This is a genomic window from Streptomyces poonensis (genome assembly GCF_014650915.1).
GTDB classification, from domain to species: Bacteria; Actinomycetota; Actinomycetes; order Streptomycetales; family Streptomycetaceae; genus Streptomyces; species Streptomyces poonensis.
In genome coordinates this window covers 111,215-137,651 of sequence record NZ_BMVW01000002.1, presented here as the reverse complement: position 1 = coordinate 137,651, position 26,437 = coordinate 111,215, and the positions used below count along the sequence as shown (strand labels likewise).

The window sequence follows — 26,437 nt, the reverse complement described above, 5'->3', positions numbered from 1 at the left end:
ACAGTCAGGCTCGGAAGGCCCATCGCGTATGGGAGAACACCCCGTTGTCCCGGCCGAAGCCGTACGCCGTGGCCGGGGCCACCGCGAACAGCACTGCGTCCCCCTTGCGGAAGGCGTCCCCGATCCCGTGGAAGGCGCCCTCGGGCGAGGTGATGTGCGGCCCGTACTTGGCCTCGTACGCCGTGATCACCTCCTCCAGCACCGCCGGATCGGCGACCGGCTCCGCCCTGCCCTCGATGACGAGGTCGAGTCCTTCGGTGAGCGAGTTGCTTCCGGTGGTCAGTGCGCAGTGCGCGTCTCGAGCGAGGTTCCTCGCCTTCTGCTCTCCCGGCCCGGTGGAGAAGTACAGCACGCCGTTGTGCCAGGCCGCGATCACGGGCGTGACGTGCAGCCGCCCGTCGGGTCGCACCGTGGACACCCAGAAGATCTCCGCCGCCTCCAACTGCCGTTGGGCCTCGGCCCACTCGGAGGCGGTGACGTCCGCGGCGCCCGGGCGGGACTTGAGCGCGGAGCTGTAGCGGGTGTCGAGCTCGGCCGTGGGGTGCTGTGCGGGTTCCTGTGTCGGCATGGCGGAACTCCTTCGGACGTACTCCTCGGTGGGAAGCGCTGGGTCCTCACTACCGATTCTCACGCCTGGGCCGGGCCCATCGCCATCCCGCCCACGAGCACCCACGTCCCCTCGGACCCGCCTGTGGGCCGCCCCCCTTACGGAGGCGGCCCACAGGCGTAGGCGTATCGGAATCAGGGGGCGGAGGAGGCGGCCGCGGCGCGGGTGACGTCGTCGGCGGGGGCGCCCTCGCCGTCGTCCAGGGAGACGTCCTTGGTCTCCTTGCCGAGGAGGAGCGCGGTCAGCGTCAGCACGGCCATCGCGGAGAGGTAGACGCCGACCAGCCAGGGCGAGCCGTCACCGGCCTCCCACAGCGCCACCGCGATGAACGGGGCGACGGCCGCACCGAGGATCGAGCTGACGTTGTACGAGATGCCGGATCCGGTGTAGCGCACGCTCGTCGGGAACAGCTCGGGCAGCAGCGCGCCCATCGGCCCGAACGTCATGCCCATCAAGGTGAAGCCGAGCACGAGCCACAGCACCACGCCGAGCGTGCCCAGGCCGATCAGGGGCACCCAGACCAGGCCGAAGACCACGATCGCGGCGGTGATCCAGATCAGGGTGGTGCGCCGCCCGTACCTGTCGGCGAGCGGGCCGGAGACGAGGGTGAACACGGCGAAGAACAGCACCCCGAAAATCATCATCAGGACGAAGGTGGTGTAGCTGTAGCCCAGTCCGGGCACGGCCGCGTCCTTCGCGGTGCGTCCGTAGCTCAGCGAGAACGTGGTCATCAGATAGAAGAGCACGTACGTCGCCAGCATGATGAAGGTGCCGAGGATCAGCTGCTTCCAGTGGTCGCGGGCCACGGTGGCCAGCGGCAGCTTCCGCACCTTCCCGGCCTCCTGGGTCTTGGCGAAGACCGCCGACTCCACGAGCCGCGACCGCACCCACAGGCCGATCACGACCATCACGGCGGAGAACAGGAACGGGATGCGCCAGCCCCAGCTGGTGAAGGCGTCGGAGGGTTGCGTGGGGTCGGCGCCCGCCTCGGACGGCAGCAGCGCTCCGATGATCAGGAACAGGCCGTTGCCGATGATGAAGCCGAGCGGGGCGCCCAGCTGCGGGAAGGTGCCGTACAGGGCGCGCTTGCCGCGGGGCGCGTTCTCGGTCGCGACCAGCGCGGCACCACTCCACTCGCCGCCGAGTGCGAAGCCCTGCGCGAGCCGCATCAGTACGAGCAGTGCGGTGGCGATCCAGCCGGCCTGCGCGTAGGTGGGCAGGAGGCCGATGAGGAACGTGGCGAGCCCCATGGTCAGCAGCGAGACCACCAGCGTCCGTTTGCGGCCGAGCCGGTCGCCGAGGTGTCCGAAGACGATGGCCCCGATCGGGCGGGCGACCATCGCGGCGCCGAAGACGGCGAACGAGGACAGCAGCGCCGTGGTCGGGTCACCGCTCGGGAAGAAGAGGGTGGGGAAGACCAGTACGGCGGCGGTCGCGTAGATGTAGAAGTCGTAGAACTCGATCGTCGTGCCGATGAGGCTGGCGATGAGGACGCGGGACCGCGGATTGACGGGCGCCTGGGCTGAGCCTGTGGCTGTGGCTGTGGCTGGTGCGGGCATTGCTCGGTCTTTCGCGCGAGGTGGAGATCGGTCGCCGAGGGCCCGGACCTCCGCTCACATCCCCCTCGCCGAAGACCGTGCGGACTGTACGGGCACCGTAACGATCTCAGGCATCTTATTTTCCGGAAAGCGAATATCACGATGTGAGACGTCGAGACGTCAGGGGCTGATCCTGGGACCGGCGTCCGCTTCGGCCGTTGCCTGCGAACCGATCGCGATGTCAGTCCCCTCTGTCATCATCCCGCCATGCTGTACGACGCCTTGGTGGCCGAATCCCGTACAACGCCTCGCCGTCGGATCGCGAGGTGCGCCTGATGGACCTCGCGGCCCGGCTGATGTGCGCGCTGACCGACCCGGACTTCACCCTCGACGACGATGACGAGGACGGGCACCCGGATCTGTCACAGATCTCCGACGAGGAACTCGGCAGCCTGCTCGTGGCGGCGTACCGGGTGGACGCCCCGGCCACGCGCACGATGACGACGGTCCGCTGCGCGGTCAGGGGCGCGGCCAGGGAACGGCGGCCGCGTTATACGCCCGACGCGTGCCGCCGGATGTTCGAGGCGCTCGTCGAAGAGTGCGAGGAGAGCGGTTGGGCGGACCTCACCCTGGGCCTGGACGCACTGGAGCACTGCACCGGGCCGCTGCCCGACGTGTCCGAACCGGCCCGCGCCCTGGTCGGGTTCTGGCTGGACAAGGACACCGTGCGCCAGCCGTACGCGCTGCTCGCGATCGCGGGCTTCGCCGGTGCCGGGACACTGCGCGCGGCCGTGGCGCACCTCTCCCGTGAGGTGGGCCCCATCGTCGCCGACGAGATCGCCGTCGTCGCCGCCCTGCCCGCGGCCGAACAGACGCTGCTGTCCGGCATCGACCGGGGCAGCAGGTTCGACTCGCCGCTCGCGCCCGCGTGGCGCGGGGCGGCCGACAGCCCCGCCTACGTGGCGTTCGCCCGCCGCGCGCTGGAAGCGGCGGCCGACCGCACCGACGCGATCCGGGCCGGGGAGATCCCCTACCGGGCGGACAAGGCGTTCACGGACCGGGAGGTCACTTCGCTCGGACAGGCCGTGCGGGTGGCGCTGCTGCGCGACGAGCCCTGGCTGCCGGAGCTGTTCGAGCGGCTGCTGCCCGGCGTCGCCCTCGCCCCGACGACGGCGCGGACGCTTCCGTCGCAGGCCCTGCTGTACGAGGTGGTCCGCGCCGCGCAGGACTTCCCGACGCCCGAGCTGGTGGCCGCGATCCGTACCGTGCGCCGTACCGTCCGGCACGCCGGGGTGCCCAAGCAGCTCGACAAGATGCTCAAGAAGGCCGACGCGGCCCTGGCCGAGCGCACCGACGTGGCGCTGCGGCTGCCGAGGCTGGGGTTCGACACCGTATCCACCAGTGGCTCCGTCGCGGGCGGCGTCCTGCGCCGGACGGCCGGCGACTACGAGGCCGTCGTCACGGTCGCCGAGACCGCCACACTGACCTGGGAGAAGGACGGCCGCCCGCTGCGCGGTGTCCCGGCGCCGGTCCGCCGCGACCACGCCGCCCTGGTCAAGGAGCTGCGTGACCTGGTGAAGCGCGTGGATGCCCAACTCGCCACTCTGCTACGTGCGATGGAGGGCGGATTCACCGTCGACGCCGTCCACCCGTACGGCTGGTGGCGCACCGAGCTGGCCGGGCACCCCCTCGCCCGGACCCTGGTGCGCCGGCTGATCTGGGAAATCGAGATCGCACCCGGCGAGTGGCGGGCCGTACTCCCCGAGACGGGCGAACACCTTCCCGACGCGCCCGACGACGCCTCCGTACGGCTCTGGCACCCGCTCCGCTCCGACCTCCACACCGTACGGGCCTGGCGTGACCTGCTCACCGAGCGGCGCATACGGCAGCCCTTCAAGCAGGCGTTCCGCGAGATATACCTCCTCACCCCGGCCGAGGAGCAGACCCGCGTGTACTCCAACCGCTTCGCCGCGCACCTCGTCCGCTACCGCACGATGCGTGCCCTGTTCCGGACCAGGGGATGGCGGAGCGACCGGCTCGGCCCCTGGGACGGAGGGGACGGCGACGCGGCCGAGCGCACCCTCGCGGCGGGGGAGTGGCGGGTCCACTTCTTCCACTCCTGGGCCGACTGGTCGGGCGACGAGGAACTCGCCTCGACCGACCGGGTGCGCTTCGAACGCCGGGTGGAGGGCGCCTGGCGTGAGGCACCGCTGGCCGACGTGCCCCCGCTGCTGTTCAGCGAGGCGATGCGCGACGTGGACCTCTTCGTCGGCGTGACCTCGATCGCCGCCGATCCCGACTGGAACGACGGCGGCCCTGGGCGCACCTACTGGGAGCGGGCCTCCTTCGCGGCGCTGACGGAGAGCGCCGAGGCGCGCCGGGAAGCCCTGCAACGGATCCTGCCGCGCCTGAAGATCGCCGACCGGTGCGCGCTCGACGGCCGCTTCCTGACCGTCCGCGGCGATCTGCGCACGTACCGGATCCACCTGGGCTCGGCCAACATCCTGATGGAACCGGACGACAGCTACCTGTGCATCGTCCCGGCACGGCGCCCGGGGAACGGCAAGGTGTTCCTGCCGTTCGAGGACGACCGGCTCTCCCTGATCCTCAGCAAGGCGTTCCTGCTCGCCGCCGACACCGAGATCACCGACGAGTCCATCCTCGTACAGATCGAGCGAGGTGCTTGATGGCCACGGTGAAGTTCCGGGACGAGACCGCGACGGGCCGCCCGGTCGCCGAGTGGGAAGTCACCGGGCTGCCGGAACGGATGACCGTACGGGAGCTGATCAGGCTCCGGGTACGCGAGGAGGTCACCCGGTACAACGCCCGCCCGGGCAACCGCTTCAACGGCCTCGTCCGCCCCGACGACGCCGAGACCGAGCTGAACGGCTACCGGCTCCGCGAGCCCCGCCGCATCGACTGGGAGCGCCAGGCCGAGACAGCCCAGCGAGCCTTCCTGTCCAACGGGTTCTTCGTGCTGGCCGGCGACCGCCAGGTCGAGGACCTCGACGAAGTCGTCGATCTCACCGTCGATCCGGACCTGGTCTTCGTCAAGCTGGTCGCCCTGGTGGGCGGTTGAGAGACCTCCGGCACATCCGGTCCTGCGATGCCGACGTCTGTTGCACGGGGGACGGCGCGTCCGGAGTGTCAGTGGTAGCCGTCGTGCAGTTTCCTGATCACGCTGGGCGCCTCGGGCACGTGGGCGGCGGGACCGGCCTCGGCCGCCGACACGGCCGCGGGCAAGGCCTGCACGCCGGCCGAGGGTTTCTTGGCCGATCCGCGGCAGGGGGCACTGTTCAAGGCCGTGATCGCGGCCGCCACCTGCGAGGCGAGAACGGCCGAGGCCCTGCACCGCTTCTACGACATCCGCGTCAAGGAGTGGGCTCCCTGCGTCCAGCAGGCCGTCGCCCGGGGCGAGGTACCCGAGGGCACCGACCCGCACGAGGCTGTCCGTGCTGTCTCCGCGCCTCTCTGCTACCGCCTGCTGACCAGCGGCGCCCCCCTCGACGAAGCCGCCGCGGACCGGGCCGCCGCGGCCGCCGCGGCCGCCGCGCGGGGGGCGTACCTGCAAGGCACAGGGCCGGTGTAACCGGCCCGTCGACCACCGGCCGACCGCCGCCGAGTACGGATCACCGTGCTCCGGCCCGGCGCGGTGGGCGCAGGCCGCGGCCGGGGCGCTCCTCGGCGGGAGGGCCCCGGCGTGACCTGCATGACCTGCCGGCGTCGGGTCAGCGGCCGGCGAGGAGTTCGAGCGTGTCGATCACGCGGTTCGAGAAGCCCCACTCGTTGTCGTACCAGGCGACCACCTTGATGTGGCGGCCGTCCACGCGGGTCAGGGCCGAGTCGAAGACGGACGAGGCCGGGTTGCCCGTGATGTCGGCCGACACGAGCGGGTCGTCGGAGTACTCCAGGACGCCGGCGAGCGGCCCCTCCGCCGCGGCGCGGTACGCCGCCAGCACGTCGTCACGCGTCACGTCGCGCGCGACCGTCGTGTTGAGCTCGACGATCGAGCCCACCGGGACCGGTACCCGGATCGAGTCGCCCGACAGCTTGCCGTCGAGGTTCGGCAGCACCAGGCCGATCGCCTTGGCGGCGCCCGTCGTGGTCGGCACGATGTTGACGGCGGCGGCGCGGGCGCGGCGGGCGTCGCGGTGCGGCCCGTCCTGCAGGTTCTGCTCCTGCGTGTAGGCGTGCACCGTCGTCATGAAGCCGTGCTCGATGCCGGCGAGTTCGTCGAGCACCGCGGCCAGCGGCGCGAGCGCGTTGGTCGTGCAGGAGGCGTTCGAGACGATCGTGTGCACGGCCGGGTCGTACGCGTCGTTGTTCACGCCGTACGCGAGGGTGACGTCGGCGCCGTCGGACGGCGCGCTGACGAGCACCTTCCGCGCGCCGGCGTCGAGGTGGGCGCGGGCGGCCTTGGCCGAGGTGAAGCGGCCGGTCGCCTCCAGCACGATGTCGACGCCGAGTTCGGCCCAGGGCAGCTGCGCCGGCTCGCGCTCGGCGAGCACCTTGATACGCCGGCCGTCCACGACGAGGGTGTCGCCGTCCACGGTCACCGGGCGGCCGAGCCGGCCGGCCGTCGTGTCGTAGGCGAGCAGCCGCGCGAGGGTGGCGGGCTCCGTGAGGTCGTTGACGGCGACGACCTCGAGGTCGCTGTTGCGTTCGAGCAGGGCACGCAGCACATTGCGTCCGATGCGGCCGAATCCGTTGATGGCGATGCGAGTCATGAATGGTGTCCCTTCCGTTCGCCATCAGGTTCGCGCCCGGCGTCCGTCCCGGACAGCGGCATGAATGCCACGGTTCGCAAGGATCGCGCCAGGGGGGTGGCGGGCCGTCGGCGGGCTACTCGCCCCGGGCGAAGGTGCGCCGGTACTCGCTCGGTGTGGTGCCGAGGATGCGCTGGAAGTGCAGCCGCAGGTTGGCACCGGTGCCGAGACCGACGTCGGCGGCGATCTGCTCGACGCTCAGCTCGGAACGCTCCAGCAGCTCACGGGACCTGTCGACGCGGGCGCGCATGACCCACTGCATCGGTGTGTACCCCGTGTCCTCGACGAAGCGCCGCGAGAACGTGCGCGGCGACACCGCCGCATGCCGGGCGAGCATCTCCAGGGTGAGGGACTCGCCGAGCCGGTGCAGCGCCCATTCGCGGGTGGCGGCGAACCGTTCGCCGAGCGGCTCGGGCACGCTGCGCGGCACGTACTGTGCCTGGCCGCCGCTGCGGTAGGGGGCCGCGACCAGGCGCCGGGCCGCGTGGTTCGACGCGGCGACCCCGAGGTCGCCGCGGAGTATGTGCAGGCACAGGTCGATGCCCGAGGCGGCGCCGGCGGAGGTCAGTACGCTGCCCTCGTCGACGAACAGGACGTTCTCGTCGACCCGCACCAGCGGATACTTCTCCGCCAGCGCCCGTGTGTAGTGCCAGTGCGTCGTGGCGCGCCTGTCGTCGAGCAGGCCCGTGGCGGCGAGGGCGAAGGCGCCCGTCGAGATGGCGGCGAGCCGGGCGCCCCCGTCGTGGGCGGCGACCAGCGCGTCGACGACGGCCCGTGGCGGGTCCTCGCGGTCGGGGAACCGGTAGCCGGGGACGAAGACGATGTCGGCCCAGGCGAGCGCGTCGAGACCGTGGGCGACGTGGTACGCCAGACCGTCCCCGCCGGTCACGAGCCCCGGTGCCGCGCCGCACACCCGCACCTCGTACGGCATGCTCGCGCGGGTGGTGAACACCTGCGCGGGAATGCCGACATCGAGCGGCTTCGCCCCCTCGAGCACGAGCACGGCGACACGACGGAGGCGGGAGGAGGCTGGCGGCACGGGGAGCAGGGTACGCGAGTGGTGACGGGAGTCCGACGGGTGCTTCGGTCAGGGCCGCGGGACACTCTCGTACTTGGGGTTCGGCCGTCCGTCCGGCAGGGTGCGTGGCGCGGTGAACACCCCGTACAGCTCGGTGTTCCCGTAGTGGTACGGCTCACCGATGGCCAGGCGCGGGAGGGTCAGCCCGTAGTGCTCGCCGAACAGCCGGTACACATCGGCCATGGCCGGGACGTACAGGGCCCACTCGTCGGGGTCGTCGGGGAAGTCGGGGTCGGGTACGGCGCCGCCGAGCCCGATCTCGGCGGTCATGCGCGCGGTGAGCGGGTGATCGGCTCTGACCTGTTCGTGGACCACGCCGTCGAAGTACCTCCAGTCCCACGCACCGTCCACGACGGCGTGGAGCGTCGGTGGGTCCATCATGGTGTCGCTGACGCGCACATAGGTGCGGCCCTCCCACAGGTGACTCAGGTGGTCCCGGTCGAGCCGGAAGACGCCTCCTCCGGTCTCGAACGCGAACGCCCACCCGCCGCAGGTGCCCAGCCGGGCGAGGTCCGGCAGCCGCACCGTCGAACCGGCGGCGGCCACCAGGGCGTTGAAGGCGGGCGCGGCCATGACGGTGCCCGGCTCCGCGCCCAGCATCACCGCGAGCTCCTCGACCCCGGCGTCCTTCAGCGCGACCAGCTGGAAACCCCACCCGTTCAGGGCCTCATGTATCCACTCGATTCCGTCAGACATGATCGGCAACCTACCGGGGCTTCACGATCACGGCCAGGGACGGTGGGCTCTCTCACGCCCGGTCAATCCCGCGCCGGGCCGAAGCAGTTGGGGCCGGAGCGGCGGTCGATCAGCCGACCGGAGTCAACGTCGTGGCGCAGATGCACAGCCCATGGCCACCCACCGTACGGACGGGCCGTCATGACGTCGGTCTGAGGTAGTTCAGCGCGAGATGGGTGAGCTCCGTCAGGAACCGCTCCCGCGGGATGGGCGGCCGGTCCAGCAGATAGCGCACGGTGAGGTGTTCGACCGTGCGCACCAGCATCCACACCGCCGTGTCCAGGGGGGTGTCCGGGCGCAGACCGGGGCGCTGTGTCGTCAGATAGGCCAGGACCAGCTCACCGATGCGCTCCTCGAAGGCCCGTAGCGCGCGGCCGTCGTCGAGCCGCGGACCGTGCTCGACGGCCGCGCGGAGGAACGGCGGTGCCACGTCGAGCCCGTCGAGCAGGGTGGCGAGGGTGGACCGGACGATCACGGGCGCGGGTTGCTCGAACTGGCCGGTCATCCGGGCGGTGACGCTGGAGACAAGGGTGTCGCTGTAGCGTTCCAACACCGACAGGACGATCGCGTCCTTGTGGGGGAAGTACTGGTACAGCGAGCCGGGACTGATCCCGGCCGCCGCCGCGATGCGGCTGGTCGAGGCGCCCTCGTAGCCGTGCTCCGCCAGGACCTGCCCGCCGGCGTCCAGGATGCGTCCCACCATGGCCCGGGACCGCTCCTGGCGCGGTGTTCTGCGCGGGGAAACGCGAGCGCCCGCGGTGCGCCGAGGGCTCCGGCGGGGCGGCGGCATGGGCGTCAGAAGGCGAATTGAACGCGAGTACGACAGGCCGTCAGCATCGACCCATGGTCGCACACGAGCCGTCACAGCGTGATACCTCTGTCAGGCCGAGTGACACGACGACGCACCCGTACCCGCATCCGCACCCGTTCCCGTATCCCCGGCGTTTCCGCGAGACCGAGCGGCTCAACCGGCGCAGGGGGAGGCCGCTGCGCCTGCTGCTGGTGGGACGGGGCGGTGTGGACGAGCGGCTGCTCGCCACCATAGGAGAGCGGCTGACAGCGCGCGACGAGAACGGCGCCGCGTTGGCCGACGCCCTGCGCATCACCGACACCGCGCATCCGGGCAAGGTGACGATGACACAGTTCCGCCGTGCGCTCGCCGACGGCATCGACACGGTGCCGAACCCACCGCGGGCGCTGAGGGACTTCTTCGCCGCGGTCGATCCGGTGCCGGACTGGGTGGACTTCGACCTGGTCGACGAGGGCGGGCGGGTGGCCCGCAGATTCGGCCGCAACGCCGCCGACGTCATGATGCAGCTCGCGCTGATCGGTTCCTACCGGTTCGACGGACCACCGCGTCTTCTGGTCGAGACGGGCGGTCTGACCGGCGGTTCCGCCCTGCGCAGGATCGCCGAGACCCAGCAGTGGGCGACCGCGGTCACCGGCCACGACGCCATGCGCCGCACCGGACGCGGCTTCCACCTCACGGTGCACATCCGCCTCATGCACGCCCTGGTCAACCACCAGGTCGAGCGCGGCGGCCGCTGGGACACCGGCCGCTGGGGTCTCCCGGTCAACCGGTCCGATCTGGCCGCCACCCTGGGCCTGTTCAACGCGGTCCAGCTCCTCGGAGTCCGCTTGCTCGGGGTACGCGTCACCCGTGCCGAGTCGCGCGCGCTCATGCACCTGTGGAAGTACGTCGGCCATCTGATGGGCGTGGACGAGGACTGGCTCTGCGACCACGAACTCCGGCAGCACCGCCTCAACTACCACTTACTGCTCACCCAGAGCTACGGCGGTTCGGCCGGACCACCCTTGGCCAACGCCCTCGTGGAAGCCCAGGGCGACCTGCACTTCACCCGCTTCGCCCGGGTGCGCCGCGCCTGTGCCCGGGCGCGACTGCTGAGCATGCTGCGCTACTTCCTCGGCCGCCGGGGCATGCGGGACCTGCGGCTGCCTCCGGCCCTGCCCTGGGCCGTGCCGCCCCTGCTGGTCGCCAACCTCCTGCGCTACCAGGTTCTCGGCCGCACCGCGGCGGGCCGTGCGTACCTCCTGAGCAGCGGTGACCGGTTCATCCAGCGCCATCTGCGGCAGTACTTCGGTGAACAGGCCCCGGATGTCGCCGCACTTGTCGTCGGACCACCGGCTCACCCCGCCGGACCGAAGCCGTGATGCAACCTTCCGGGGCCTTCGTGGGTCATGGGTATGCGTCACCAATCAGGTGTGCGTGATGTCTGAGTTACGGGGTTCTCATGACACCTTTCGCCGCCGTGCGGCGTACCGTCTCCGCGTTCGCGCTGGCCGCGCTGGTCGGCACGGCGCTGACCGGACCTGCCCAGGCCCAGGACGAACCGCTGCCCGTCTCGATCACCGGCCCCGACAGCGTGAACCTCTCGCTGCACCCGGAGGCCGGTGAGCCGGGCGAGCCGGGTGAGCCGCAGATCGAGCTGGGGCTCCGGGCGCCCGGCGAGCCGGTACCGGACGAGGACGGCATCATCTGGCCGATCCACACCGGCGACTACACGGTCACCGTGGACGCGAGCTCCCTGGCCGGCGTCGCCGCGGTGGACTTCTCCCGGCTCGGCGGGTGGCAGGGGTGCTCCGTCGACGGGCTCGTCGCCACCTGCAGCGCTTACGAGATCTACGCGGGCCAGGACTACAACGACTTCGGCGGCATCCGCCTCGACCCGACCGACGAGAGCGCCGCGGGCGACTTCGGCACCATCGAGATCACGGCCGCGGGCGAGGGCCTGTCCTTCACCGGGCACACGGTGGACGTACTGGTGGGCGGCCCGGAGCTGCTGATGAAGCAGCTGACCGAGCCCGAGGGCTTCCAGGCCGGTGACACCTTCCAGGCACCGCTGGGCTTCCGCAACGTCGGCGGGCTGGGCGGCGACGGCGTCGTGCTGCGCATCCACGGCAGCCGGGGACTGTCCTTCCCCAGCTCCTTCGGCAACTGCTGGTACGAGCCGCGTGACCCCGACGATCTGTTCGGGAGTTCCACGGCCCTCTGCGTCTTCGACAGCGAGTTCGCCGGCGAGGCGGCGTACGGGCTGAGCACGCCTTTCCCGGTCGACACGGCCGGGTTCGCGCTCTACGACGCGCTGTCCTACAGCTTCAGCGCGGTGCCCGCCGAGCAGGCGCGGGAACTGCTGGCCGAAGGCGACTACGAGGCGGGGGAGGGGCCGGCGCTGGAGCTGGTCCGCCTGCCGGAGGCGGACCCGGCCGGCTACAGCCGCTGGGCGGAGATGGACCTCCCGACGACGAACACCTTCGACCTCGATCTGACCGGTGAGCGGCTGCGGGTCCGCAAGGGCGACACGGTGTCGGTGGACATCGGCTTCGCCAACCACGGTCCCGCCTGGCTGGCCTCGCTCCGTTCCGGCGGCGAGCCGATTCTTTTCTGGGTCGACCTGCCCCCGGGTACCACGGCCACCACGGTTCCCGAGGGCTGCCAACCCGGCGGGGAGGGCGCCGAGGGCGACTACGCCTGCTTCATCGACACGCCGATCCTGGAGGACGCCGCCAGCACCTTCACCTTCGGCCTCCACGTCGACAAGGTGATCAAGAAGGCCACCGGACGGGCGTTCTTCGGGTACACGATGCCGAACGAGGGCAACCCCGGGAACGACTCCGGGGCGATCGTGCTGAAGCCGGCGGGCAGACACTGATCGTCGGACGGCACGGCACGGCACAGCGGGTCCGCCCTTCCGGCGGACCCGCTTTCGTGATCGAGAGCCCCCTACTTCAGGTAGGGACCGTCCGTACCGATCTTCCCGGGACCGTCGAGGACATAGACCCGGAGGTTGCCCTTTCCGGGTGCCGCGACGCTCAGCTTCCCGTCGGAGACCGTCCGGACGTCGCCGGTGACGGCGTCGCGGTAGGTCCCGTTGGGGATGCCGGTGTACGTGGCCGAGCCGGACACGGTGACGAGCGCGAAGCTGTCGGTGCCGCCGCTGGTGTAACGGCGCTTGAAGGCCATGCCGCCCGAGACGCCCTCGGTGGAGTACTGACCCGTCTGCAGGGCCGGGACGGCGCGGCGGATCTGGTTCAGCCGCTGGAGGTGCTGGACGAGGGGCTGGCTCAGGGTGTCCGCCACCTCGCCGTCGGCCGAGTCGACCTTGCCGAAGCCGGACACCTTCAGGTCACCGGTCAGATGGCCCCCGTAGTAGGCGCGTCCGGTGGTGGCCAGGGGGCAGGTGGGGCCGCAGTCGATCTGCTTCCCCTTCTGGAACTCGATCTCCGAGCCGTAGTACAGCGTGGGGATGCCGCGGAAGGTCCACATCAGGGACATGTTCTCGGCCCAGGCGTCGGTGCCGCCGCTGTAGCGGGTGCTCGACTTGTTGGGGCCGTAGTCGTGGCTGTCGACGTAGACGACGTTGTAGGTTGCGTCGTTGACGCTGTCGTCGGAGTCCTTGCCGTTGCTGAAGGCGTTCTGCGCGTCACTGAAGTTCATGTGCATGCGCATGTCGATGATGTTCATGCCGGAGAACTTGCTGTGGTCGGGCGCGTGGTACGTGTTGCCGTCGAGGAAGGCGTTGGTGGAGGTCGGCTGGTTCCCGGTGCCCTGGCCGTTCTCGTAGGTGTACTGCTCCAGAGCCGCCGTGGCGTCGTCCGCGCTGTACTCCTTGCGCTCCTTCCACGTGTAGAACTGCGCCGAGTGGTTCACCGACCCGCGGTTCCACTTGTCGTTGACGAAGGCCGCGACCTCACCGAAGACGAAGAAGTTCTTCGCCGCCTCCGCACCGAACTTCTGCGTGACGCGCTCCTGGATCGCGGGCAGGAAGCGGCGGTTCCACGTGACGCGCGGGATGTGCACGGCGGTGTCGACGCGGAAGCCGTCGACGCCCATGTCGATGTACTTGTCGTAGGCCCCGATGAGGTAGTTCTGCACGGCCGTCGACTCCGTGTTGAAGTCGGCGAGATCCTCGTGCAGCCAGCAGGAACGGGAGTCCTCGCCCTCCCAGTTCCCGATCCAGCACTGGTGGTAGTAGGTCTTCGGGAACATGCCCGACGTGGGGTTCGGCCACTGGCAGTTGTAGATCGTGTAGCCCTCGGCGCTCTTGCCGCCGGTGGGCTTGCCCCAGTTGAGGCAGGTGTTACCGGTCGGCTCGGCGGTCGACCACAGGTCGCCGTTGTAGTACGACTTCCCGGACTTGGGCTCGACGGTCAGGCCGTCGTACTCGAAGCCGTCGTTCCTCTCGTCGTAGTACCAGCTCCACTGGGTGTCCCGGACGCCGTACACGGTCGGGGTGAACAGGCCCTCGGCGCCCCAGCGGGAGGAGTGGTTGTAGACCACGTCCTGGTAGATCTTCATGCCCTTGGCGTGGGCCGCGTTGATCAGGTCCTGATAGGAGGCGCCGGCCGACTCGAGCCGGGCGTCCACCTCGTAGAAGTCGTAGCCGTGGTAGCCGTGGTAGTCGTAGTCCGAGCGGTTGAGGACGACCGGGGTGATCCAGACGGCCGAGAAGCCCAGTGCCTTGATGTAGTCGAGCCTTTCGACCAGGCCCTTGAAGTCCCCGCGGAACATGGGGTCGTCGTTCGCCGCGTTGCCGGACTTCACATGCTGGCTGCCGCCCCGGTTGTTGGAGCTGTCGCCGTCGTAGAAGCGGGCGGTCATGACGAAGTAGATCGGGTCCTTGCGCGGGTCGGTGCCCAGCGGGGTCCCGGACGCCGGGGTGGCAGGCTTCTTGCCGGTGGTCGCCTTCGCCCCGGCGGAGGCGGCGGAGGTGTTGCCGGCCGCGTCCACCGCCTTGACCGTGTAGGTGTAGGTGGTCTCCTCCTCCAGGCCGGTGTCGGACCAGACGGTGGAGGAGACATCGGTGACCATCGTGCCCTTGGTGCCGCCGGTGCGGGTGACCTGGTACTTGGTCACGCCGACGTCGTCGGTGGCGGCGTCCCAGGTCACGACGACGGAGGTGTCCGTCGCGCTCGCCCGCACGTTCGCCGGGACGCCGGGCGCCTCGGTGTCGGGCGTCTGTGCGGCGCACGGGTCCTTCGCGCCCGCGGTGACGGTGTTGTTCCTCACCGTGCTGGTGCCGGACGGGATCGTGTAGTCGGAGCCGTTGTTGTTGTCCCAGGTGCCGTTGCCGTTGTTGAAGGCGGCCTTGAGCGAGGCGGCGGAGCCGAGGTCGACGGTCTTCTTCCACCAGCCGGTACAGGCGGCTTCCATGCCCACGCCGGGAACGGTGGTCCAGGAACCGCCGGCCGGCTGGTAGTGCAGGTTGGCGGTGGTCCAGCCGAGGGTCTGGGTCGAGTAGTAGACCGTGGCCGAGCCGGACGTCCCCGGGTCGGTTCCGGTGCCGGCACACGGGTCGCTGTGCGCCACCACGCCGTCCTTGACCGTGATGCTGCCGGTGCCCAGGGCGTAGTTCTTCCCGCCGTTGTTGTCCCAGGTGCCGGAGCCGTTGTTGAAGGTGGCCTGCAGCCCGGTGGCGGAGCCCAGGTCGACCGTCTGCTTCACCCAGTCCGTGCAGGCGACTTCCATGCGCGTACCGGGCACCGTCGTCCACGTTCCCCCGTCGGGGGCGTAGTGGAGGTAGTGGTTCGTCCAGTTCTTGGTCTTGGTGTAGTAGAAGACCGTGGCCGAGCCGGCGGTCGCGGCCGCCGGCTCGGCGTCGGAAACGTCGAGTGGGGAGAGGGTGGTGACCGGCAGGGCGAGAATGCCCGCCGCGAGCGCTCCGGCCGCCCAGGGGCGGGCGAGTGGTCGGTGGCGTCTCATGCGCGTCTCCAGTGCGGTGGGGTGGGTGCGGCTCCTCGTGGACGCGGGACGGCTGCCTTGACGCGCCTCGAGGCTCCGATACGCCCACGCCTGCGACGCTTCGCTACTCGGAAATTTGCAGCAATGTCTTGCAGGTGGTCGGAGATTACCCGTACATGTCAGGGGCGTAAAGGGTTCGTGCGAGCAGGCCGACCAGCCTCCCCCGCTGCGTGCGAAACCGTGTGGCTGTCCGCGGCGTCTAGATCACCGGCACGCGGGCGTGAGCGCCGCTGTCCGCTTGCCCCTGAAACATCGCTGCTTGGAGGCACCTCATGGCCATGGTAGGCCTGTTCTGGATCACCGACGACTCCGTGTATGTGGGGGCCGAGCCCGTCGGTACCGCATCCGGCGTTCGGCTGTCGGCGGACGGCGTCGAAGCCCTGGGCATCGACCACGGCAGGTCATGGAGCTGGAGCGAGGTGCGGAGCATCGACGTCCGCGACGTGGCCGTACGGTCGACCGCCCGGCGTTTCGCGACCCTGGCCTTCGACTCCCTGGTCGTGGCGGTGACGGGGGACGGCGAGCTCCCGCCCGCCTATACCGTGGCCGTGGAGACCGCCGACGGCGTCGTGGAGGTGAGTGTCGTCTCAGCGGTCGTGGGCGGGATCTATACGCCCGACGAGTACGCGCTCTCCCGCACGCTCCTGGCACGGCTCGCCGACGGCGGCACGCCGGTCGACGTGCTGCTCGCGTGGCGACGTGACCACGTCGACCACGGCACCCCTCCCCGTGAAGAGCGCGAAGCGCTGCTGCGGAAGTGGATCGGCGACGACCGGGAGTGACCGGCCGGCCGTCCGCCGAGGAGCCGGCCGGCCGCCCATGACGTACCGTCAGACGGCGGCGGCCAGGGTCGTCACACCCAGCGCGACCAGGCCCGCGGTCTTGAGGAGCTCCAGCGCGATGTAGGCGTGGTGTGCGCGGGAGCGGGGCAGGTCCTCGCCGGCCAGGACACGGTCACTGCGCCGGTTGAGGGCGGGCCGGACAGCGATGAGTTGGACCGCCAGGACCACCACGACGGCGGCGGTGAGCACGGTGACCGCGTCGGTGGGGGACCCGGTGGCGACCGCCACCACGACGGCCACGGCGAGAACGGCCTCGGCGATGTTCAGCGCGCGGAACACCAGACGGCCGATGCCCAGACCCAGGGGGACGGTCACGCCCGGGGCACGGAACTTCAGCGGCGCCTCCAGGAAGGAGATCGCCAGGACCATGCCCAGCCAGGTGAAGGCGGCCGCGCCCGCCAGGGCGGCCGATGATGCGCTCATGCGGGACTCCGGATATCGATGGTACGGCTGTCCAGTGTCCCCTTCACGGTGACGGGAGCAGGGCGCGGGGTGGGTGCCGGTGGTGCGGCCGGCGTCCGACGCGTGGGGATTCCGAGCGGCCCGCTGCAACCGTTTCAGGCCGAGCCGAGTCGGAGTGGCATGAGCAGGGCAACGCGCGAACTCATGGAGGCATGGTGACTGATCTTGCGGAGCCGATCGAGTCGATGGAGCAACTCGCCGTGGTCTGGCGTGCCATGGTGCTCGACCGTGATGCGGGTGCGGACGTGCGGGATCTTCCCGGCATCGCCGTGCGCTGGGCCGACTGCCGGTTCGCCTTCTGGAACTGCGTCACATTGACCGATGTCGGCGCGGACGCGGAGCTCCTCGAGCGGCGTCTGCGCCAGGCAGCGGACATCATGCGCGCGAAGAGGCACCCGGGCTTCCTGTGGCTCTTCGAGGACCTCCTCGACGACGGGGCACGGTCGGCACTGGGGGCGGCGGCCGGGCGGGCAGGCCTCGAGTACGCGTTTCCCGGTACGGGCATGGCCGGAGACCTGCTCCCCGTCCCCGAGCCCGTCCACCCCGACCTGACATTCGTGCGCGTGACCACCGACGAACAGCTCAGGGCCTATGCGGACCTCAACTCGCGCGCCTATGGATTCCCTCTGGAGGACGGCCGTGACGGACTCGGCGGTTCCAGGCTGTGGAAGGAGGAGGTGTACGCCTACCTGGGCATGCGGAACGACGTCCCGGTGACGTGCGCGGGGACGGTCGAGGCGGACGGCCGCCTCTTCGTCGTGCTGGTCGCCACGGACCCGGAGTGGCAGCGCAGGGGGTACGGCGAGGCGGTGACGCGGAAGGCGCTGTACGAGGGCGCCCGGTCCACCGGACTGACCCGCGCCACTCTGCACGCGACCGCCGCCGGGGCGCCGGTGTACCCGCGTATCGGCTTCCGCCCGAACTCGCCGGTGCACTTCTACGGCCTCAAGGGCTGAAGGGCCGCAGGCCGGGAGGAGTGCCGGAGGGCTGAGAGCCCGGGGAACGGACGCCGTCGAGTCCCCGGACGCTGGGTCCCAGCAGTGCAGGGACAACGAGGCGGCGGGGCGGCAGGCGACCCCGGCGCTCCGGCCGTACGACCGGTCCGGCAGGCCGGGCGCGTGAGGATGCGGGAAAGCCCCGTCCCTCCGGCCCGCCGGATCGGAAGTGTGGTTGAACGTAACACCACTGCAAGGGTTGCGAAAGGGCTTTCAAAGATCAATCACCGGACGGCTGCCTGGTCTTGGGCTCCTGTCGTGAGGAAGTGAGCCCGTGCGGGAAGGGTTGACCGGAAGGGCTGACCAGTGGGGACGGGGATCGTGCGCTCTCGACCGCAAGAATTACTGCCGCCTTTCAGCAAGAAACGTCAACAGGCCTCTCGGCACGGCCCACACGTTCATCACTCAGCTCCGGGCGTGACCGTCGGTCGGTGGTTCGTCGAGGCGGCCCGGTGGCCGAGCACCTCGGACCCGTCGGGAAGGCAGCCGACCCCTGTACCGGAATGGGGAGGCCCACCCCGCTGCCGATATGTTGATCACCGAAGGTGAGACACACATGTGACGGGCGGAGCCGGAATGCAGAGCACAGCGGAACGCGCCGAGGAGGCGCCACCGCCCCTCGCGGGGGCCACCCGCGCCTGGCCCCGCCACTGGCCCCTCCTGCTGCTCGGCGCGGCCCTGCTCCCCGGCGCGGCGCTCTTCCTCTTCGGGCGCTGGGCGGAAGCGCCCGCGATGCAGGCGTGGCGCACGGTCGCGCTCGCGGTCACCGTTCAGGCGATGCCGTTCCTGCTGCTGGGTACGGCGCTCTCGGGGGCGATCAACGCCTTCGTGCCGGCGTCGGTGTTCCAGCGGCTGCTGCCGAAGCGGCCCGCGCTGGCGGTACCCGTCGCCGGCGCGGCAGGGGTCGTACTCCCGGGCTGCGAGTGCGCGTCCGTACCCGTCGCGAACAGCCTGATCGGACGCGGCGTCACCCCCGCCGCCGCGTTCGCGTTCCTGCTCTCCGCCCCCGCCGTGAACCCGATCGTGCTGACCGCCACGGCCATCGCCTTCCCCGGTGACCCCGCCATGGTCCTGGCCCGCCTGCTCGCCTCCCTCGCCGCCGCCTCCGTGATGGGCTGGCTGTGGCTCTTGCTGGGGAAGGAGGAGTGGCTGCGGCCCGCCGTACGGCACACGGGGCACCGGCACGGACACAGCCGGTGGGCGGAGTTCCGCAGCGGCTTCCAGCACGACTTCCTGCACGCGGGAGGCTTCCTGGTGGTGGGGGCCATGGCGGCGGCCACCTTCAACGTGGCCGTCCCGCGCTCGGTCCTCGACACCTTCGCCGACTCACCCTGGCTGTCGGTGCTGTTCCTGGCCGCGCTGGCGGTGGTGCTCGCGGTGTGCTCGGAGGCGGACGCGTTCGTCGCGGCCTCGCTCAGCGGCTTCTCGCCGGTCGCACGGCTGACGTTCATGGTGGTGGGGCCGATGGTCGACCTGAAACTGATCGCCCTCCAGGCGGGCACGTTCGGCCGGGCGTTCGCCTTCCGGTTCTCGGCGGCCACAGCGGTGGTGGCCGTCCTGGCCAGTGCGCTCGTCGGAGGGATCCTGCTGTGAGACGCCCCCTGCAGGCGGCCCTGCTCGCCCTCAGCGGTCTCGGCCTGCTGCACACGGCCCTGTTCACCGACCAGTTCCTCCGGTACGTCAAGGAGGGGATGCGCCCGCTGCTGATCGCCTCCGGCGTCGTCCTGCTCGCGCTGGGACTGGCGGAGGCCTGGACGTCGTACCGGGAGATCCGGCGCACCGCAGACGGGGAGCACGACGAGAACGACGACGGCCACGGTGAGCATGATGAGCTCGGCGGGCACGACGGGCACGGTGAACACGACACGCACGGCGAGCACGGCGGGCACGGTGAACACTCGACTCCCCGCGTCGCCTGGCTGCTCTTCCTCCCTGCCCTGAGCCTGCTCTTCTACGCCCCTCCCGCGCTCGGTTCCTACACAGCGGCCCGTGAGGCGACCAAGGTGGTCAGCGAGCAGGAGGAGTTCGAGCCGCTGCCCGCCACCTCGCCCCTTCCCATCACACTCAGCGACTTCACGCGCCGGGTGCAGCAGGACGAGCGGCAGTACATCAAGGGACGGACGGTCCTGATGACGGGTTTCGTCACGCCCGCCGACGACGGGGACGGCGGCTGGTACCTGACCCGGCTGATGCTCAGCTGCTGTGCGGCGGACGCGCAGTCGGTGAAGGTGCGGATCCACGGGGGCGAGCCGCCGAAGGCGGACACGTGGGTGTCGGTCACCGGTTCCTGGCACTCCGGCGGAGGCGGCAGCCTGGGAACCGATTCCGCCGAGGTCGCGCTGGACGCCCGTACGGTGAAGCGGATCGACCGCCCGTCGAACGGCTACACGGACTCCCTGCCCCTCACCGCCCCCTGACGGCCGGGCCGGTCGTCAGGGGGTGTGCGCTACGGCCCGTGCGGCACCGCACATCGGCAGGGCGACTGCGACGCAAGACATGTCAGACGTGCGTGAGGAGGCGCTCCAGTGGCCGGGGTACGTGCTCGAGGTCCAGACGCGCGACCAGCGCCTGCGCGTAGAGCGCCTTGCGGCCGCTGTGCGTGCCCAGGAAGCGCCGCAGCTGATGCTCCACGGGCCGTTCCCGCTGCGCCGGCTGGTTCCGGAAGGTGCGGAAGGGGCGCGTCTCGCCCTGAGCCTCGATCACCTGCCGCACACCCTCGGCCCCGAGCGCGCGGATCAGTTCGTCCTCCAGGTCGGCGACGCACACATGGAACCCGAGCTCCTCCAGCCCGGCGAGCGTGAGACCGGAGGCGAGCCCGACCCGCTCCAGATGACGCCGGAAGTGCCGTTCCTCGCCGATGTCGCAGAGCCCGGCCAACGGGAGACCGAGTCCCGCAGGACCGCACACGTCCAGAAAGCGCCCGATGTTCGTCGCGCCCGAGAGCGGGACCACCGCGACGCCCTCCGCACCGAGGTCGCGGCCGTGGCGTGCGGCCAGCGCTTCGAGGGCGACCTGATCACTGCTCCCTTCGACGAGCACGATCGTCCGCACACCGCCGGCCAGTTCCCGCGCCACCACGGCGGCCGCGCCCGCCCCCGGTCCGGCGGCCGCCCACGCGACCAGCGCCCGGCGGAATCTCTTCGACTCGTCCACGAGACCTCGCTTCCCGACGCCATCCTGCACGGCCGGGATCCCGTACGCACGCGCCTTTTCCCGTTGGCGGTCAGTCAGGAACCGGAGAACGGGACTTGAGTACGCGTACTCATGCACCCGATCCCTCCGCACCGGAAGGTGGGCGTGGAGGTGGATCGTGAACGAGACCGTGGTGACCTGGTCGCGCCGGATCCGCAGGCGGTGTGCCCAGGCGGGCGGACTGCTGCTGACGTTCGCGTTGGTGGGGCTGGCGACGGCGTGCTCCCGGGAGCCGTCGGAGAAGAACCTGCGGTCGCAGGCCACGTCGCCCGCGGCGAAGTCCCGCAGGGCGGTGGAGGAGCAGAAGATGCGCTCCCTGATCGAACGCCTGGCAGCTGTGGAAGGTCTGGAGCACGTCCTCACTCGCCTCACCGACTCCTGCGCCAGGCCCTACAACGGCTCGCTCTTCGAGAACAACCGGTCACCTTACGTCCTCACCTGCAGCATGGGGGCCGTCGCTTACTTCGGTGTCCGGGGAGACATCACCGACGTGCTGCCCCGCATCCGCGCGGCCGGCATCGCGGCCTGGGGGCCGCAGGACGGCGAGGGACAGGACATGCCGTACGCGGCCGGCACGGTGACCTATGCGCTCGACTACCACCGAGCCCGGGGCCGGCGCCCGGACGGCACCCTGATGTCCGCGCCGGCACTGGCAGCCGCAGGGCTCCGGATCGACTGGGACAGGCCGGACCTGCCGCTCCCGAACCTGATCGAGGAGCCCGGCCCGTGCCCCCCGGACGGCTTCTTCATCTACCGGCGCTGCCTGACCGCTCCGGCGTCCCCGATGAGCGTGGCGGCCGCGCGGGCCCGTCACGGCACCGTCCTCAGTTTCAGCCTCGGCGGCTTGGCCTCCTCCGGCCATGACTACTTCACCGTGCCCCGCCGGGCGTGACCCCGGCCGGATTCACGCTGCGGTGAGCAGACACCGACGGCTCTCGGCCGCGGCGCCGGTCTCGGCGCGTCGCAGGTGGGCGGTGACGGTCTGTGCTGTCCGGGCCGAGGCGAGCAGACTGAGGTGCCCGTGTCCGGGAATCCGGACGGCGCGGGCGGGCCTGCCGGCGGTGGCGCTGGCCGACGGGACGACGGGATCGCTGTCGCTGTACAGGAGCAGCCAGGACACGGAGTGGTCGTCCCCCAGGCCGGGCGGATCGGGCAGGTCGGGCAGGTCGGGCAGCGTGGTCAGGAGGGTGGAGCCGGGGCGCATCTGGGCGGCTGCGATCCCGGGTGCGGTCCTGGCCCACGGACTGCCGTGGTGGGGTGTGGCGATGGTGACGGCGGTCCGGGTGCCGGTGTCCAGACCGAGGTGCTGGACGGCGTAGCGGACGGCCAGGCCGCCGAGGCTGTAGCCGATGAGGTGGACGTTGCCGGACGCGGTGCGGTCCATGGCTGCCCGGGCCGCGTCGGTGAGGGCGGCGGCGATCTGCGGGATGCCGGTGGTGAGGGTGTTGTAGCGCAGGCAGCTCGTGTCGTGGAAGCCCGCCCGGTGCAGTCGGCGCAGCAGTGGCGTCCAGCACTGCTCGGTGTTCAGGTAGCCGTGGACCAGCAGGACGGGAGTGTCCGTGGGGCGGACGGGGCCCGACTGCCGCGACGAGGGCGCCGGTGGCGGGACGGCGATCGTCTCCGGGTGGCAGTGTCCCACCGCACGGGGTACCTGAGCAGCGAGCCGGGCCATGGCACCGAGGTCCTGGACGACGGCGTGGGCGCGCGCCCGCAACCCTTGGGACACGGGCACGGAACTGATGGTGTGCATGCGCTCCCCCGTTGGTCTGCGCCGCTCGCGCGAAGCTCCGGCAACACTTCGGTCTGCCCATCTGCAGGTCCGTCGGTCTGCCGGTCTGCCGATCTGCAGGTCTGTCGATCGGTCGGTCCGGGCTGCATCGGTCTCCGCACCGCGGCGATGCTGACAGACATCAAGTGCAGCGTCCGGTGCGTTGATGCGCACCTCATTTCGCCCCGCGAATCAAGGGTGTCGCTCCGGGGCGGCAGGCCGGTCGTGATCGCGGAGTCCTGACGGGAATGACGGGCAACCCTCCGCCCCGCACCGATCAATCGGTGTGGAGGATCGGCGGTGTAAGTAGCCTGAGCGGCTTGTGCGTACGGTGTTCCGGTGTGGAAAATCGATTTAACAGTGGCGTAGGGTGATCGCGTTACTTGCTCACGTGTTCGGGCGGCTGTCAGGGAGCCGCCATTTCGACCTGCGGCGACGACGCCCGTCCGGCCATGGGGGAAGTCCCCTGCGGAACAGGTGAGTCGGGCACCAGGGGCCAGGGAGCCAAGTCTGTGTGCCGTCGGGGGAGGGGACCGGTTGTCGGTGGGGAGCGCGATGGACGGCAGAGAGGCCGAGCACGAGCCGCGGACGCTCGCAGAGAAGACCGAGTACTTGATCCGGCACGCCTTTCCCCCGGGTGAGGCTCCGTGGGGGAGCCGGGCGTCCGACCGTGCTGTCGCGGACGCCGTCAACGGCTTCCACCGGCGGAAGGTCATCTCACACGTCACCCTGGGGAAGATGCGGTCGGGGGAGATCAGCCCGGACACCGGCGCGCCTTACATCCCGGGGCAGCCGATCATCGACGCCGTCGCCGAGTTCTTCGACGTGGACCCGCTGTTCTTCGAGGACCAGCAAGAGGTCGCGAAACGGGTCGTCGAGTCGCTGGACTTCCTGCGTGCCGTCCACCGCGGCGACGTCCAGGGCATCGCCGGCCGGGGGGTGACCACAGGCCTGTCGGCCGAGCTCCTCGCCTACCTCAACGAGGTGACCGCGGAGTTCACCGACGACGAGACCACAGCGTCGTAGAGGGCCGTACTCCGTACCGATACCCGTACCGACACAGCATGTCCTGATCAGCGTCTTGAGAGCGGGAGGGAATCCCGCGCCACCCCCCACCGAGGTGCCCATGTCCTCCTTGCGCCGGTTGCGCAAGCAGTGCGAAGAAGAACTGGACGGCTTCCCCATTCCCCAGCCGTTCAGCATTCCCGCGCTGGTCCGTGCGATGGAAGCCCGGCTCGGCCGCCGCATCGTCCTGCGGCCCATGCCGCCCGCGCTCACCGCGCCCGGTTCCGCCTGCGGCCTCCGCGTCAAGATGGGCGACAAGGCAAGCCTCGTCCTGTTCCCCCTGCGCAGCACACCGTTCCACCAGGAGCACGTCCTCCTGCACGAACTCGTCCACGAGTGGTTCGACCACGGCGGGACCGTCAGCCCGGAGGAGTTCCAGCGGATGACCCCGCACCTGGGGACGAACCTGATCGGCCGCTTCCTCCGGAACACGCCCATGGCGGCTCGCACCGACTACGAGTCGGAGCAGGAACTGGCCACCGAGGTGTCCGCGGGCATCATCCGCGACCTCGCCGCACGCAACAGCAAGGCCACCGACGACCTGGTCGGCCGGCTGACGGAGAGCCTGTCCCACCCCCTTGCCTCGCGCAGGCGCAGGAGGAAGAGCCCGTGAGTGTCGCTCCTTACGTCGTCGCCCTGCTGTTCTGGGCAGGCGCCTTCTGGCGCATGTCCTCGGCCCTCTGGGGCGACCACCGCCGCCGGGCCCTGTGGGGCATGGTCGTCGCCTTCGCCGCGGTCTGGACACTGAAGACGCCGCTCGTGGACCACGGCATGGACCACAGCGGCATCAACGACCTGTCCAGCGTCGTCAAGCACGTTCTCGCGATCGGCGGGATCTACTCCCTGCTCAGCTATGTCCTCGCGATGTACGGCAGCCAGGACGCGTCCTCCGACGAGCGCTACGTCCGCGTCTCCCGAGCCGTGTCCAGGGTGGCGCTGAAGACGTCCGTCGCCACCGCCGCCGTCCTGGTCCTGCTGTTCGCGTTCGCCATCGACCGCAGTGAGCCCACCGAGCACTTCGTCACCGGCCACGCCGGCGAACTCGGCATGACCGCCTACATGACGCTCGTCTACCTCTACATGGCGGGCGCCTCAGCCGTCGCCGCCTACCAGTGGGGCAGCGCCGTCCGCCGTACGACGAGCGGCCTCATGCGCGTAGCGCTCGGCCTGATGTGCGCCTCCATGGGCCTGGCGGTCCTGTACGCCCTGCTCCGCACCGCGTACGTCTTCTACGCCACGGCGGTCGTCCCCACCGACCGCGTCGCGGAACTCCAGGAGAACATCACCGAATCCCTCTCGACCGCCCTGTTCCCGCTGCTGTTGCTCGGCCTGTCCGTGCCGGCCGCCCGGACGCTCGTCGATCGCGTCCGCGCGTTCACGGCGCTCTCCCGGCTGTGGCCGCTGTGGCGCGACCTCGCCGTCGCCGTGCCCGAGAAGATCATGGTCAAGCCCGTACGGACCAAGCTGGGCCCGCTGTCCGGACCCGTCGACCGCATACGTGACGTCTTCCGCCCGGACCAGCCCGTCCACGACCGTCTGGCCCGCTACGTCACCGAGATCCGCGACGCCATCGCGGATCTGCAGTACTACGCCCCCGCCGACCTCTTCGACCGTGCGGAGCGGTACGCACAGCTGCACACCGCCGACGGAAACTCCCCGAACGGGAACTCCCCGAACGGGAACTTCCCGGGCGGGAACTCCCCGGGCGGGAACTCCCCGGACAGGAACACCGCGGCGGCGGCAGAGGCCTACTGGACGAAGGCGGCCCTCACGCACAAGGCGCGCGGCGACGCCCCCGGCCGGATACCGGCACCCTTCACCTCGGCTTCCGGCGGCGACTACGACAGCGAAGTGCCCTGGCTCCAGCAGGTCGCCGCCCACTACCGCGACGCCGGCGCCGCCGTCCGGGAACTCGTCACCGACCCTCAGGAGGCCGCCGTATGACCGCCGCGTCCGCCGATCTCGACGTCCACATCATCCTCCGGCAGGGCGAGGACGTCCTCCTCGCCCTGCGGAGCGGAGCCTCCTACGGCAGTGGCGAATGGGCCCTGCCCTGCGGCAAGGTCGACCCCGGGGAATCCGTCGTGGACGCCGCCGTACGCGAAGCGCACGAGGAACTCGGCATCATCCTCGCCCCGGCCGACCTGCTCGTCGGGCAGACTGTCCACGCCCGGCACGGCACGACGGACCACCTCGGGATCTTCTTCGAGGCCCACACGTGGACGGGCACTCCGGCCAACCGCGAGCCCGGCAAGTGCGCGGCGCTCCGCTGGTTCCCCCTCGACGGGATGCCGACGCCCCTCATGGACTACTCCGCCGCAGGGCTGCGCGGCTATCTCGCCGTACGGGGCGGATTGAGCGTCTTCGGCGCCGGTCTCGAGCCCCGGACAGTGAGTCCGGCGGCCACCGCACTCCCTACGCCATGACGCAGCGCCGTACGTTCGGCCGGTGAGCCGCGGGCCGGCTCCAGCCCCCACGGGGGTGGGGCAGGCGCCGACCCGCACACCGAAGGGCCCCAGGTTTCCGACCTGGGGCCCTTCGAGCTGTCCGCTGGACTGCGGCGCGCACCGGCCGGTCGGGAGTGGTACCTGTACTGGGCTGTTGCCCCCGTGGGTCGCTGCCCGGCCGA

23 protein-coding genes and 1 pseudogene are annotated in these 26,437 nt (G+C 70.7%); 14 read left to right on the top strand and 10 right to left on the bottom strand.

Annotation, left to right across the window (positions count from 1 at the left end; translation table 11 throughout):
- Window positions 1-4 precede the first annotated feature (4 nt).
- Both IE242_RS07535 and IE242_RS07530 read right to left on the bottom strand, forming a co-directional pair.
- Complete coding sequence (locus IE242_RS07535; protein WP_189856663.1) at window positions 5-568, bottom strand: pyridoxamine 5'-phosphate oxidase family protein; 564 nt, start codon at window positions 566-568, stop codon at window positions 5-7.
- Between the two features lie 173 nt (window positions 569-741).
- Window positions 742-2,166: an MFS transporter gene (locus IE242_RS07530; protein ID WP_189856661.1), complete on the bottom strand. Its 1,425-nt coding sequence runs from the start codon at window positions 2,164-2,166 to the stop codon at window positions 742-744.
- A gap of 314 nt (window positions 2,167-2,480) precedes the next feature.
- On the opposite strand from IE242_RS07530, the gene IE242_RS07525 reads away from it, so the two are divergent.
- From IE242_RS07525 to IE242_RS07515, 3 genes and pseudogenes are all read left to right on the top strand, one after another.
- The gene (locus IE242_RS07525) at window positions 2,481-4,832 is read left to right on the top strand and encodes a DUF4132 domain-containing protein (RefSeq protein ID WP_189856659.1); all 2,352 of its coding nucleotides are present in this window, start codon (window positions 2,481-2,483) and stop codon (window positions 4,830-4,832) included.
- Window positions 4,832-5,224, top strand: coding sequence for a hypothetical protein (locus IE242_RS07520; RefSeq protein ID WP_189856658.1), 393 nt, complete (start codon window positions 4,832-4,834; stop codon window positions 5,222-5,224). The genes IE242_RS07525 and IE242_RS07520 overlap by 1 nt, the downstream gene beginning before the upstream one ends.
- A gap of 189 nt (window positions 5,225-5,413) precedes the next feature.
- Window positions 5,414-5,734 (top strand): annotated as a pseudogene (locus IE242_RS07515) (TetR-like C-terminal domain-containing protein); the annotation flags it as partial.
- A 139-nt stretch (window positions 5,735-5,873) separates the two neighbouring features.
- Here the strand turns inward: IE242_RS07515 and gap are convergent.
- The 4 genes from gap to IE242_RS07495 all read right to left on the bottom strand — a co-directional run bounded on the left by gap (window position 5,874) and on the right by IE242_RS07495 (window position 9,427).
- On the bottom strand, window positions 5,874-6,872 hold the full coding sequence (gene gap, locus IE242_RS07510; protein WP_189856656.1) for a type I glyceraldehyde-3-phosphate dehydrogenase: 999 nt from the start codon (window positions 6,870-6,872) through the stop codon (window positions 5,874-5,876).
- Window positions 6,873-6,987: 115 nt separating this feature from the next.
- A complete protein-coding gene (locus tag IE242_RS07505) occupies window positions 6,988-7,950 on the bottom strand; it encodes a GlxA family transcriptional regulator (RefSeq protein WP_229858417.1) in 963 nt (320 codons plus the stop codon).
- 48 nt (window positions 7,951-7,998) lie between these two features.
- Window positions 7,999-8,685, bottom strand: a complete 687-nt coding sequence (locus tag IE242_RS07500; protein ID WP_189856654.1) for a hypothetical protein — start codon at window positions 8,683-8,685, stop codon at window positions 7,999-8,001.
- 178 nt (window positions 8,686-8,863) lie between these two features.
- Window positions 8,864-9,427 carry a TetR/AcrR family transcriptional regulator gene (locus IE242_RS07495; protein ID WP_189856653.1) on the bottom strand — a complete coding sequence of 188 codons (564 nt, stop codon included), beginning with the start codon at window positions 9,425-9,427 and terminating at the stop codon, window positions 8,864-8,866.
- A gap of 140 nt (window positions 9,428-9,567) precedes the next feature.
- Here IE242_RS07495 and IE242_RS07490 point away from each other — a divergent pair, with 140 nt between their 5' ends.
- The gene (locus tag IE242_RS07490) at window positions 9,568-10,896 is read left to right on the top strand and encodes an oxygenase MpaB family protein (RefSeq protein WP_189856651.1); all 1,329 of its coding nucleotides are present in this window, start codon (window positions 9,568-9,570) and stop codon (window positions 10,894-10,896) included.
- A gap of 80 nt (window positions 10,897-10,976) precedes the next feature.
- Window positions 10,977-12,395: a hypothetical protein gene (locus IE242_RS07485; protein WP_189856650.1), complete on the top strand. Its 1,419-nt coding sequence runs from the start codon at window positions 10,977-10,979 to the stop codon at window positions 12,393-12,395.
- Between the two features lie 71 nt (window positions 12,396-12,466).
- Here IE242_RS07485 and IE242_RS07480 read toward each other — a convergent pair whose 3' ends face one another.
- Window positions 12,467-15,445, bottom strand: a complete 2,979-nt coding sequence (locus tag IE242_RS07480; RefSeq protein ID WP_189856649.1) for a carbohydrate binding domain-containing protein — start codon at window positions 15,443-15,445, stop codon at window positions 12,467-12,469.
- 311 nt (window positions 15,446-15,756) lie between these two features.
- Between IE242_RS07480 and IE242_RS07475 the strand changes: the two genes are divergently transcribed.
- Window positions 15,757-16,266, top strand: a complete 510-nt coding sequence (locus IE242_RS07475; protein WP_189856648.1) for a hypothetical protein — start codon at window positions 15,757-15,759, stop codon at window positions 16,264-16,266.
- A gap of 48 nt (window positions 16,267-16,314) precedes the next feature.
- Here IE242_RS07475 and IE242_RS07470 read toward each other — a convergent pair whose 3' ends face one another.
- Window positions 16,315-16,749: a hypothetical protein gene (locus IE242_RS07470; RefSeq protein WP_189856647.1), complete on the bottom strand. Its 435-nt coding sequence runs from the start codon at window positions 16,747-16,749 to the stop codon at window positions 16,315-16,317.
- A 194-nt stretch (window positions 16,750-16,943) separates the two neighbouring features.
- Here IE242_RS07470 and IE242_RS07465 point away from each other — a divergent pair, with 194 nt between their 5' ends.
- The 3 genes from IE242_RS07465 to IE242_RS07455 all read left to right on the top strand — a co-directional run bounded on the left by IE242_RS07465 (window position 16,944) and on the right by IE242_RS07455 (window position 20,200).
- Window positions 16,944-17,744 (top strand): GNAT family N-acetyltransferase, encoded by an 801-nt coding sequence (locus IE242_RS07465; protein ID WP_189857517.1) that lies wholly within the window; start codon window positions 16,944-16,946, stop codon window positions 17,742-17,744.
- 615 nt (window positions 17,745-18,359) lie between these two features.
- Window positions 18,360-19,376: a permease gene (locus IE242_RS07460; RefSeq protein ID WP_189856646.1), complete on the top strand. Its 1,017-nt coding sequence runs from the start codon at window positions 18,360-18,362 to the stop codon at window positions 19,374-19,376.
- Window positions 19,373-20,200, top strand: coding sequence for a TIGR03943 family putative permease subunit (locus IE242_RS07455; protein WP_189856645.1), 828 nt, complete (start codon window positions 19,373-19,375; stop codon window positions 20,198-20,200). Before IE242_RS07460 ends, IE242_RS07455 begins: the two co-directional genes overlap by 4 nt.
- 82 nt (window positions 20,201-20,282) lie before the next feature.
- Here the strand turns inward: IE242_RS07455 and IE242_RS07450 are convergent, their stop codons facing one another.
- Complete coding sequence (locus tag IE242_RS07450) at window positions 20,283-20,936, bottom strand: TOPRIM nucleotidyl transferase/hydrolase domain-containing protein (protein ID WP_189856643.1); 654 nt, start codon at window positions 20,934-20,936, stop codon at window positions 20,283-20,285.
- A gap of 157 nt (window positions 20,937-21,093) precedes the next feature.
- Between IE242_RS07450 and IE242_RS07445 the strand changes: the two genes are divergently transcribed.
- The gene (locus IE242_RS07445) at window positions 21,094-21,867 is read left to right on the top strand and encodes a hypothetical protein (RefSeq protein ID WP_189856642.1); all 774 of its coding nucleotides are present in this window, start codon (window positions 21,094-21,096) and stop codon (window positions 21,865-21,867) included.
- 12 nt (window positions 21,868-21,879) lie between these two features.
- Here IE242_RS07445 and IE242_RS07440 read toward each other — a convergent pair whose 3' ends face one another.
- On the bottom strand, window positions 21,880-22,707 hold the full coding sequence (locus tag IE242_RS07440) for an esterase/lipase family protein (protein ID WP_189856640.1): 828 nt from the start codon (window positions 22,705-22,707) through the stop codon (window positions 21,880-21,882).
- Between the two features lie 591 nt (window positions 22,708-23,298).
- On the opposite strand from IE242_RS07440, the gene IE242_RS07435 reads away from it, so the two are divergent.
- The 4 genes from IE242_RS07435 (at window position 23,299) to IE242_RS07420 (ending at window position 26,234) form a co-directional block, all read left to right on the top strand.
- Window positions 23,299-23,769: a hypothetical protein gene (locus IE242_RS07435; RefSeq protein WP_189856638.1), complete on the top strand. Its 471-nt coding sequence runs from the start codon at window positions 23,299-23,301 to the stop codon at window positions 23,767-23,769.
- 100 nt (window positions 23,770-23,869) lie between these two features.
- The gene (locus tag IE242_RS07430; RefSeq protein ID WP_189856636.1) at window positions 23,870-24,421 is read left to right on the top strand and encodes a toxin; all 552 of its coding nucleotides are present in this window, start codon (window positions 23,870-23,872) and stop codon (window positions 24,419-24,421) included.
- Entirely contained in the window at window positions 24,418-25,752 is a 1,335-nt protein-coding gene (locus tag IE242_RS07425; protein WP_189856634.1) for an MAB_1171c family putative transporter, read from the top strand. The genes IE242_RS07430 and IE242_RS07425 overlap by 4 nt, the downstream gene beginning before the upstream one ends.
- Entirely contained in the window at window positions 25,749-26,234 is a 486-nt protein-coding gene (locus IE242_RS07420; protein ID WP_189856632.1) for an NUDIX hydrolase, read from the top strand. Before IE242_RS07425 ends, IE242_RS07420 begins: the two co-directional genes overlap by 4 nt.
- The last annotated feature ends 203 nt before the right edge of the window (window positions 26,235-26,437 follow it).

Bases quoted from the DNA above. Each gene is read 5' to 3' on its own strand.
- IE242_RS07535 (WP_189856663.1), bottom strand. From the start codon at position 568: ATGCCGACACAGGAACCCGCACAGCACCCCACGGCCGAGCTCGACACC.
- IE242_RS07530 (WP_189856661.1), bottom strand. From the start codon at position 2,166: ATGCCCGCACCAGCCACAGCCACAGCCACAGGCTCAGCCCAGGCGCCC.
- IE242_RS07525 (WP_189856659.1), top strand. From the start codon at position 2,481: ATGGACCTCGCGGCCCGGCTGATGTGCGCGCTGACCGACCCGGACTTC.
- IE242_RS07520 (WP_189856658.1), top strand. From the start codon at position 4,832: ATGGCCACGGTGAAGTTCCGGGACGAGACCGCGACGGGCCGCCCGGTC.
- gap (WP_189856656.1), bottom strand. From the start codon at position 6,872: ATGACTCGCATCGCCATCAACGGATTCGGCCGCATCGGACGCAATGTG.
- IE242_RS07500 (WP_189856654.1), bottom strand. From the start codon at position 8,685: ATGTCTGACGGAATCGAGTGGATACATGAGGCCCTGAACGGGTGGGGT.
- IE242_RS07495 (WP_189856653.1), bottom strand. From the start codon at position 9,427: ATGGTGGGACGCATCCTGGACGCCGGCGGGCAGGTCCTGGCGGAGCAC.
- IE242_RS07490 (WP_189856651.1), top strand. From the start codon at position 9,568: ATGGTCGCACACGAGCCGTCACAGCGTGATACCTCTGTCAGGCCGAGT.
- IE242_RS07485 (WP_189856650.1), top strand. From the start codon at position 10,977: ATGACACCTTTCGCCGCCGTGCGGCGTACCGTCTCCGCGTTCGCGCTG.
- IE242_RS07480 (WP_189856649.1), bottom strand. From the start codon at position 15,445: ATGAGACGCCACCGACCACTCGCCCGCCCCTGGGCGGCCGGAGCGCTC.
- IE242_RS07475 (WP_189856648.1), top strand. From the start codon at position 15,757: ATGGCCATGGTAGGCCTGTTCTGGATCACCGACGACTCCGTGTATGTG.
- IE242_RS07470 (WP_189856647.1), bottom strand. From the start codon at position 16,749: ATGAGCGCATCATCGGCCGCCCTGGCGGGCGCGGCCGCCTTCACCTGG.
- IE242_RS07460 (WP_189856646.1), top strand. From the start codon at position 18,360: ATGCAGAGCACAGCGGAACGCGCCGAGGAGGCGCCACCGCCCCTCGCG.
- IE242_RS07435 (WP_189856638.1), top strand. From the start codon at position 23,299: ATGGACGGCAGAGAGGCCGAGCACGAGCCGCGGACGCTCGCAGAGAAG.
- IE242_RS07430 (WP_189856636.1), top strand. From the start codon at position 23,870: ATGTCCTCCTTGCGCCGGTTGCGCAAGCAGTGCGAAGAAGAACTGGAC.
- IE242_RS07420 (WP_189856632.1), top strand. From the start codon at position 25,749: ATGACCGCCGCGTCCGCCGATCTCGACGTCCACATCATCCTCCGGCAG.